7 protein-coding genes are annotated in these 8,627 nt (G+C 72.8%); 4 read left to right on the forward strand and 3 right to left on the reverse strand.

Annotation, left to right across the window (positions count from 1 at the left end; genetic code table 11):
* Window positions 1-137: 137 nt before the first annotated feature.
* Complete coding sequence (locus STRAU_RS09035) at window positions 138-557, reverse strand: nuclear transport factor 2 family protein (RefSeq protein WP_037658282.1); 420 nt, start codon at window positions 555-557, stop codon at window positions 138-140.
* 204 nt (window positions 558-761) lie between these two features.
* Between STRAU_RS09035 and STRAU_RS09040 the strand changes: the two genes are divergently transcribed.
* Complete coding sequence (locus STRAU_RS09040) at window positions 762-1,340, forward strand: TetR/AcrR family transcriptional regulator (RefSeq protein WP_016639966.1); 579 nt, start codon at window positions 762-764, stop codon at window positions 1,338-1,340.
* 76 nt (window positions 1,341-1,416) lie between these two features.
* On the opposite strand, the gene STRAU_RS09045 is transcribed toward STRAU_RS09040, so the two are convergent.
* Window positions 1,417-3,354 (reverse strand): sigma-70 family RNA polymerase sigma factor, encoded by a 1,938-nt coding sequence (locus STRAU_RS09045; protein WP_016639967.1) that lies wholly within the window; start codon window positions 3,352-3,354, stop codon window positions 1,417-1,419.
* Between the two features lie 306 nt (window positions 3,355-3,660).
* On the opposite strand from STRAU_RS09045, the gene STRAU_RS09050 reads away from it, so the two are divergent.
* Together STRAU_RS09050 and STRAU_RS09055 are read left to right on the forward strand one after the other, a co-directional pair.
* Complete coding sequence (locus tag STRAU_RS09050; RefSeq protein WP_037658284.1) at window positions 3,661-5,073, forward strand: S41 family peptidase; 1,413 nt, start codon at window positions 3,661-3,663, stop codon at window positions 5,071-5,073.
* Between the two features lie 59 nt (window positions 5,074-5,132).
* A complete protein-coding gene (locus STRAU_RS09055; RefSeq protein WP_016639969.1) occupies window positions 5,133-5,909 on the forward strand; it encodes a GNAT family N-acetyltransferase in 777 nt (258 codons plus the stop codon).
* Window positions 5,910-5,933: 24 nt separating this feature from the next.
* Here STRAU_RS09055 and STRAU_RS09060 read toward each other — a convergent pair whose 3' ends face one another.
* Complete coding sequence (locus STRAU_RS09060; RefSeq protein WP_016639970.1) at window positions 5,934-7,508, reverse strand: MFS transporter; 1,575 nt, start codon at window positions 7,506-7,508, stop codon at window positions 5,934-5,936.
* Between the two features lie 241 nt (window positions 7,509-7,749).
* Between STRAU_RS09060 and STRAU_RS09065 the strand changes: the two genes are divergently transcribed.
* On the forward strand, window positions 7,750-8,627 hold an 878-nt coding region (locus tag STRAU_RS09065), incomplete at its 3' end, for an AfsR/SARP family transcriptional regulator (protein ID WP_037658286.1).

The raw sequence follows: 8,627 nt of genomic DNA on the forward strand, positions 1-8,627 counted from the left end.
ATTCGCGTGCGGCGCTTGGGGCATGAACGGGAGCGTCAACTGGACACACGCCTACGGAGCGCGCCCGCATCTCACCCCATCGGGTGAACTTGCTGATTGGCTGGCTTCCGTCGCCGGAGGCCCGATGCGGCGCCACGTCAGTCGGCTGGGCCCGCGGCAGGGGGAGTCGGAAGTGTGCGCGTCAGTAGGTTCGCGCGGCGCATGCGGCCTTCGGGGGTGAACTGGCCGAAGAAGTAGACCTCCAGGGAGAGGTCCTTGCCGCGGTTCCGTACGTGCAGCGTGTACCGGGCGGCGAGTCGGTCGCCCGCCGACTGGGCCTCGTGCACCTCCATGCGGCTCGTCGGTCTGTTCTTGCGTACGGGGCGTGTGTGCGCGACGAGTTTGTCCCTGTCGATGCGGTTGCCGTCGGCGAACTGGACGATGTCCGGCGTGTGGTAGCGGTCGACGACGACTCCCGCGTCCTCGTCGCCGGAGAGCAGGTCGTCGGTGAAGGACGCGTAGAAGTCGGCGATGAACCGCTTCGGGTCGGCGTCCTCGAACGGAGTCGACGGAGTCATGGCGTGCTCCTGACGCATGGGGCGTACTGGGCGTACTGGATGTACTGGACGCATGGGCTTTGGCTGCGCTCGCTATCTCTTACACGGTGTAAGAGTTGTAAGATATGGGCAGCCAGAAACCTTTACAAGATGTAAGAGATGCCCATGCCTCCTTCTCAGGAACCCCGTGGCCGCGCCGACGCGCCCCGTCGACGCGCTGACGCCGTGCGCAGCAGGGCGGCCATCCTGGACGCGGCGGTCCGGCTCCTGAACACCCGGCCCGAGGCCGGCCTCCAAGCCGTCGCCGCCGCGGCGGGCGTGACACGGCAGACCGTCTACGCCCATTTCCCCTCGCGGGAACACCTGTTGACGGCCGCCCTCGACCGGGTCACCGAGGAGGCCATCGCCGCGATGGACGCCGCCGACCTCGATACGGGCCCCGCCGCCGACGCGCTGCTGCGGCTGCTCGACGCCGCAGACCGGACGGCGGGGCGATACCCCGTACTGCTCCAGAAGTCCCACGCCCTGCCCGCGGACCCGAAGGCCGACCACGAGCGGCACGAACCCGTCACCGACCGGCTGCGGGAGGTGATCCGGCGCGGCCAGGAAGCGGGCGAATTCGACGGGCGCCTCTCGCCGGACTGGCTGGCCGTCGTCGTCATCAGGCTCGCTCACGCGGCGAGCGACGAGGCCGCGGCCGGGCGTATGCCGGAGGAGGAGGCGGCGGGAGCGCTCCGCGTCAGCCTGCTTCGTGTGCTGGGCGCGGACGAGTCCGCGGCCGCCCGGGGCGCCGGAGGCGCGTAGCGCGGGCCCGGAGCCCGGAACGCCCCGGACCGCCGCTGTGGGAGGCGGGCCGGGGCGTTCCCGTGGTGGTCGCTCGCTAGCCGCGCGCCCCGAAGACCTGCGTCCACCAAGGTCCGCCGTCGCCCTTCTGGATGCCCACGCCCATCTCCTTGAACGAGCAGTTGAGGATGTTCGCCCGGTGGCCCTCGCTGTTCATCCAGGAACTCATCACCGAGGACGCGGTCTGCTGGCCGCGGGCGATGTTCTCGCCGTAGGTGCTCCACCGGTAGCCCGCCGCGGTGATGCGCTTGCCCGGGTCCGTGCCGTCGGGGGACGTGTGCGAGAAGTAGTCGCGGGCCTGCATGTCCGCGGAGTGCCGCTGCCCGGCCGTGGCGAGCTTGCTGTTGCCGGCCAGCGGATCGCAACCGGCCTTCCGCCGTTCGGTGTTGACCAGGCTGAGGACCTGCTGCGCCATCGGTCCTGACGGGGCCTGCGGCTTGGGCGTCGTGCTCGGGCGGGTCGGCTTCGGCGGCGTGGACGGCTTCGGCTTCCGGGGCTTCGGCTCCGCCGTGCGCCGGGGCTCGGCCACGGGCTTCGCCGGCTCCTTCTTCACCTTCGGCTCGGCGGACTTCGACGGGGACGCGGAGCGGGACTTCTTCGCCTCCGGCGTGCGGGAGGGCGCCGAGCTGGACGGAGTGGGCTCGTCCGTTTCCATCGCCGCGGCCGTGCTCTTGTCGGGGCCGTCGGAGTCGTCCGTGCTGAACTGCATGACCGCGGTGAGCGTCGCGATCGCCACGATGCCCGCGCCGGCCGCGACCGCCTGCCGGCGACGACGCGTGGTGCGCCGCCCCTGGCGCAGCTCGGCGCGCGAGCCGGGGGTGCCGGTGCCGGGCGGCGGGGTTATCGCCGTGACGCCCTCGGCCAGGGTCGCGTCGGCGTCGTGCGTACGGTACGTCTCGCCGTAGCCGGTGCCCGCGTCGTACGCGTGCTGGTCGGGGTGGTAGGGAGCGCCCGGCGCCCCCTGGTCGGCGGGGTGCGGGGTGGACAGCGGGTCTACGGGATCGTGTGGATGCATGGTGTGGGGGATCGCCTCGGTGTGGTTGGCGGGGTCGGTGTGCTGAACGTGCTGTGCCGGGTCGGTGTGCTGAACGTGCTGCACGTGGTCGGTGTGCTCAAGGTGTTCGTTGTGCTGTGCGTGCTGCGTGTGTGCCGCATGGGCCGTCGCGCCGGGATCGGTCACGTGGAGCGTGCCCGCCGTCAGCGGCGGTACGAGTGCGAGGCCCGCCAGCAGCCCCTCCGCAGGAGTGAGACGCGCACCGTGCCCCGTGCACGCGGCGCACGCGCGGGTGTGGCGCGCCAGCCGCTTGCGCCACAGCGCCGACGGCCTGCCGTCCCAGGACCCGGTGAGGGCCGCGAGCTCGGCGCAGCGCGGCGTGGCGGCCAGGGCGCGCACCACCGTGCGCGCCGACTCCAGCTGTGCCTTCATGCGCTGGACGCGGACGGCCGTGTGCTCGGCGGAGAGATCGAGCGCCCGGGCGACCTCGGTCCGGGTCAGCTCACCGGCCGCTTCCAGCCACCACAGGGCAAGCAGCTCGCGGTAGTCGTCGTCCATCCAGCGGGTCGCCCGCGCGACCTCCTTGCGCTCGCCCGACAGGCCGAGCCGCAGGATGGTGACGTCGGTGAAGTCGCTGCCCGGGTCGGGCACCTCGTACGCGTCCTGCAGACCGCTGTCGACGAGTACGGGGCGCTGCTGGCGGCGCGTCTCGTTCATCGCGATGGCCACCAGCCAGGACCGGAAGGAGGCGGGGTCGCGGAGGTCGGGCAGGCCGCGGAGCATCCGCACCATGGCTTCCTGCACGGTGTCGTCGACGTCGGCGTGACCGCGGAGGGCCCGGCCGACGATGTTGTACACCAGCGGCAGGCAGGAGGCGGCCAGCTCGTGCTGCGCCTGCGGGTCTCCGGCCCGCGCGGCCGTGACCAGAGCGGTCAGCTCGGCGCCTTCGACCTGACTGCGCTTCCGCTGATCGTGCTCCACAACGCTTCTCCTGTCCTGGTTCCTGTGTGACCCCGCTGACTGGGAGATCCTGCGCGCTGGAGCGGGATAACAGAAAGCCGTGAGATTGGTTTGAGAGCCGGGTCACGTTTTTCCGGAGGGGCCGGTTCGGCCCTGCCCGCCGGGCGCCCGTCGCTGCTGGAGTGCGAGGCGGAGGCGCTGGGGCCGTCCCCATCTCGGGGTTCGGGGCAGCCGGATGGGCGGCGCGGTGTTCCCTACGTGATCATGGGGGGCGCGGCGCGCGTGCCCAGGGGGCCGGCGCGGACCGCCGACAGGGGAGGCATGCACATGCGAATGGCGACGGCCGCGGCGACGGCCCTGACTCTCACCGCGGGGGCGGTCCTCACCGCGGGAGCGGCGACAGCTGTGACGCCCGCGAAGCCCGCACCGGCAGCGGCCACAGCCGAGTCGCATACACGCGGTTTATGGCGTGTAGACGGCTATGGGGCAGTGTGGTCGATTCGTAATGGAGTGCTCCAGGAGTACGAGACCACGTCGGTGAGCTGTCTTAAGGGCGACTCGGCGAAGCGGACCGGCCCCGGGCGGTACACCACGAAGGACGGCGCCGTGCTGACCGTGCGGACGACGCACGGCCGCGACCGGGCGACGCTGCGCATGGACGGCTCCGTGGGCCATCAGGAACTGCGGCGCGTCGCCGAGCTCCCCGCCGCCTGCACCCGCCCGGCACCACAGGGCCCCGTCGCCGCCTTCGACGTCTTCTGGCAGTCGTTCGAGGAGAACTACCCGTTCTTCGCCGCCAAGGGCATCGACTGGCATGCCGTACGCGACCGGTACCGGCCCAAGGTGCACGCCGACACCACCCGCGAGGAACTGTTCACGCTCTTCTCCGAGATGGTCGACCCGCTCGAGGACGCGCACGTCGGGGTGGGCTACGGCGACCGCTTCTTCGGCCGGGTACGGTCCGGGACCGTCATGCCCACCCCGGAACTGGACGCCCGGGTGAAGAAGTTCGTGCTGGCGCGCGACCTGAAGGGCGCCGAGCACGTGCGGGACTTCGCCGACGGGCGGATCACCTACGCCGACCTGCCCGGCGGACAGGGCTATCTGCGGATCTCCGGATTCAGCGGGTACGCGGGCGACGGCGCCCCGTACAGGGCGGAGCTCGCCGAGCTGGACCGGGCGCTCGGCACGGTCTTCACCGAGGAGCGCACCCGGCGCCTGAAGGGTCTGGTCATCGATCTGCGGATCAACGGCGGCGGTTCGGACGCGCTCGGGATCCACCTCGCGGGGCGCCTCACCGACACCGGCTATGTCGCGTACTCCAAGCGGGCCCGCAACGACCCCGCCGACCCGACCCGGCACACCCGCCCCCAGCCCGTGCGCGTCACCCCCGCCGACGCGCCCCGCTACACCGGCCCCGTGGCCGTCCTCACCGGCGGTTCGACGGTGAGCGCCGGCGAGACGTTCACCCAGGCGCTGATCGACCGGCCCGGCTCGACCGTGCGCGTCGGGCAGCACACGCAGGGCGTCTTCTCGGACACCTTGCCGCGCAGGCTGCCCTTCGGCGGCATGGGGACGTGGCTGCCCAACGAGGAGTTCCTGACGCGATCGGGAACCACGTTCGACGGCCCGGGGATTCCGCCGCACCTGACCGAACCGGTCTTCACGGAGGAGGAGTTCGAGAAGAACCGGGACTCGGCCTTCGACCGGGCCCTGAAGTTCCTGGCGTCGGAGTCCTGAAGACCTGGGCCGCCAGGGGCAGACCGCAGGGCACGGAAGCGGGGAGTTAGCCTCACGTAATGGTTGTCTGGGACGAGGAACGGCTGCTGGCGCTTGAGGTCGACGCGATCCACGGGCTCGTACCGGACTCAGGGAATCCGCCTGCCCTGCGGGACGAGACCATGCTGGCCGTCTGGGCGTGGTCCCCGCGGGCGCGACTGCTGGCGCTCGGGCCCGGCGTCGGGTGCCCGGACCGCGTCGACGACGCCCGGGAGACGAACGGCCCGGGTCAGGCCCCCGGCGCCCCGGAGACGTACAGCCCCGGCCTGGTCCCCGGCGCCGTCGCACGCATTGCCGCGGCGCTCGGGGACCGGGCGGGGGCCGTCGAGGGCGGACCGTGCTGGCTGTTCCCGGCCCGCCTCGCGGTCTCCGTCCCGAGCCCCCTGCCCGTCCTGGTCTCCACCGCGGAGGGACGGGCGGTCGCGCGGAGGCTGGACCGCCCCGCCAACTGGGGGGCCTGCGAGTGGGCCGAGCTGATCGGCGGAGACCTGGGGGAGTGGGCCATGGCCGTGCACGGCAGGGAACCGGTGTCGATCTGCCACACCCCCGCCGCCAACGGCATCGCCGCCGAAGCGGGCATCTGGACCCGCCCGGACTTCCGCGGCCGCGGCATCGCCACCGCCTGCGTCGCGGCCTGGTCCGAGCGCGAACGGCACACCAAGGACGTGCTCTTCTACAGCACGACCGCCGCCAACCACGCCTCCCAGTCGGTCGCCCGCGCCCTGGGCCTGGTCCCGCTCGGCTGGATCTGGCGGGTGCGCCGCGCGGAGGGCCGCCAGGCTGCCCAAACGGGTTGAGCGCTTCGGTCCGGGGCAGTCGGGCTACTCCCGCTCGGCCGCCGCGCCCTCACCTTCGTCGAAGCCCGTCCGCACATCCCGCAGCAGCACCATCGCCGCCACCGCAAGGACCGCCACGATCACGCCCGCCACCCCCGCGGCGACGTTCAGCCCGCCGGTGAACGCCTCCCGCGCGGGCTCCAGCAGCTCCGGGCCCAGGGAGCCGGGGAGTTCGCGGGCCGCGGCGTCCGCGTTGGCGAGGGTGTCGCGGGCGGCGTGCGCGGCGTCGTCAGGGAGGCCCTGGGGGAGGGTGTCGGCGGTCTCGTCGCGGTACACGGCCGTCACCACGCTGCCCAGGCCGGCGATGCCCAGGGCGATGCCGAACTCCATGCCCGTCTCCGACATCGCCGCCGCCGAACCGGCCTTTTCCGGGGGCGCCGCACCGACGACCAGGTCCGTGCCGAGGACCATCATCGGGCTGATGCCCGTGTAGACGAGTACGAAGCCGGTGACGAGCAGCGGCAGACCGTCCGCGCTGTCCACCTGTGTGAGCAGGGCGTATCCGGCCACCGAGACGAGCAGCGCGCCGCCGACGATCCGGCCGGGGCGCACGCGGCGGGTGAGCGCGGGCGTCAGCGACGAGGCGACGATCAGCGCGGCCGCCGCGGGCAGCAGCCACAGACCCGCCTCGAGCGGCGAGAGTCCCTCGACGAGCTGCAGGTACTGCGTGATGAACAGATAGAGCCCGCCCATGACGCCCAGGCCGAGCAGCAGCACCAGGAGCGCGGCACTGAACGCGCGGTTCCTGAACAGCCGCAGGTCCAGCAGCGGATCGGCGAGACCGCGCTGCCGCAGCACGAAGACCGTGCCGAAGACCGCGCCGGTCAGCAGCGCCCCGGCCGTCAGGGCGTCAAAACCGTGCTCGGCGAGGCGCTTGAGGCCGTAGATGCCCGGCAGGACCGTGACCAGGGACAGCAGCACGCTCGCCGCGTCGATGCGGCCCGCCGCCGGATCCCGGTACTCCGGCAGCAGCAGCGGCGCGGCCACGAGCAGCACGACCATGACCGGCACGCCGAGGAGGAACACCGAACCCCACCAGAACCACTCCAGGAGCGCGCCGCCGAGAACCGGCCCGACGGCGATCCCCACCGAGAAGCAGGTGACCCACACGCTGATGGCGACCCCGCGCTGCCGCGGATCCTTGAACATGTTGCTGATCAGGGCCAGCGTGGACGGCATGAGCGTGGCGCCCGTGATGCCGAGCAGCGCGCGGGCGGTGATCAGCATCGCGGGGCTGGTGGACGTCGCGGCCAGGACCGAGGCGACGCCGAACCCCAGGGCCCCGATCATCAGGAGCCTGCGGCGGCCGATCCGGTCGCCCAAGGTGCCCATGGTCACCAGGAAGCCGGCGATCATGAAGCCGTAGATGTCGACCGTCCACAGCAACTCCGTGCTGCTCGGCCCGAGATCGGCGCTGATGTCGGGCACGGCCAGATTCAGTACGGTCGCGTCGAGGGCCAGCAGGATCGTGGGCAGCGTCAGCACGAAGAGGCCGAGCCACTCCCTCGGCCCCGCCCGCAGTTCCGCCTCGGGCCGGGCGGCATCGGTCTTCGTAGCCATGGGGAGCCTTTCGGAATCAGTGAGTGAGCGGGGCGCACAGGGGTGGCGGCGAAGGACTTCGCGGGCCGGACCCCCAGGCGGACGCCAGCGTGCGGCACGGCACTCACGGGCCACTCACCGCGCACTCACGATCCGGTCTCCGCCCCGCTCTCCGTGCCCCCTCGATCCGGGCTCCGCACCCGCTCACCGCGCCCCCACAGCCGACATCCGGCCGGTCACAGCGCTGAGCTACCGTGACGCCATGCGATTCGGGGTGCTCGGGCCACTGGCCGTACGGACGGCGGACGGCAGCCCGGTCACCGTCCCCGGCCCCAAGACCCGCGCCCTGCTGGCCGCCCTCCTGGCGCACGACGGGCGTCCCGCGTCCGCGGACCGGCTGATCGACGACCTCTGGGGCGAGGAGGAGCTTCCCGGCAAGCCCGCGGCGGCGCTGCAGACCAAGGTGTGGCAGTTGCGGCGCGCCTTCGAGGACGCCGAGCCCGGGGGCCGTGAGCTGGTGACGCTCCAGGAGAGCGGCTATGTGCTGCGCACCGAAGGGGAGACGGAAGGGGAGGGCGTCGACGCCGGACGGTTCCGCGCGCTGACGTCACAGGCCCGGACGGCCGACGATCCCGGCGTGCGCGCCGGGCTCCTGTCCGACGCCCTCGCGCTCTGGCGGGGCAGGGCGTACGAGGGTTTCGAGGACGCCCCCTTCGCACGACCGGTCGCCGCGCGCCTGGAGGAGGACCGCGTCACCGCCGTCGAGGAGTACGCCGAAGCGCGGGTGGCGCTCGGCGCGTACCGGGAAGTCGCGGGGGAGTTGAGCACGCTCGTCACGGAGCACCCGCTGCGTGAGCGGCTGCGCGCCGTGCACATGCGCGCCCTGTACGGGGCGGGGAGGGCGAGCGACGCGCTGGCCTCGTACCGCGAACTGAGGCGGCGCCTCGCGGACGAACTGGGCCTTGACCCCGGCCCGGAGCTCGTCGCCCTGCAGCAGGCAGTCCTGGAACAGGTCCCGGCTCTCGGCACCCCGGGCCCCTTGTCCCCGGGCCGCTCGGCCCCGCTCGCCGCGACGCCACCGCAGACGGCGTCCGCGGCGCAGCCCGGCCCGGTGCCCCCGGGTCGGCCCGCTGCGGCCCG

The organism is Streptomyces aurantiacus JA 4570, from assembly GCF_000414115.1.
Taxonomy (GTDB): Bacteria; Actinomycetota; Actinomycetes; order Streptomycetales; family Streptomycetaceae; genus Streptomyces; species Streptomyces aurantiacus_A.

Bases quoted from the DNA above. Each gene is read 5' to 3' on its own strand.
- STRAU_RS09035 (WP_037658282.1), bottom strand. From the start codon at position 557: ATGACTCCGTCGACTCCGTTCGAGGACGCCGACCCGAAGCGGTTCATC.
- STRAU_RS09050 (WP_037658284.1), top strand. From the start codon at position 3,661: ATGCGAATGGCGACGGCCGCGGCGACGGCCCTGACTCTCACCGCGGGG.
- STRAU_RS09055 (WP_016639969.1), top strand. From the start codon at position 5,133: ATGGTTGTCTGGGACGAGGAACGGCTGCTGGCGCTTGAGGTCGACGCG.
- STRAU_RS09060 (WP_016639970.1), bottom strand. From the start codon at position 7,508: ATGGCTACGAAGACCGATGCCGCCCGGCCCGAGGCGGAACTGCGGGCG.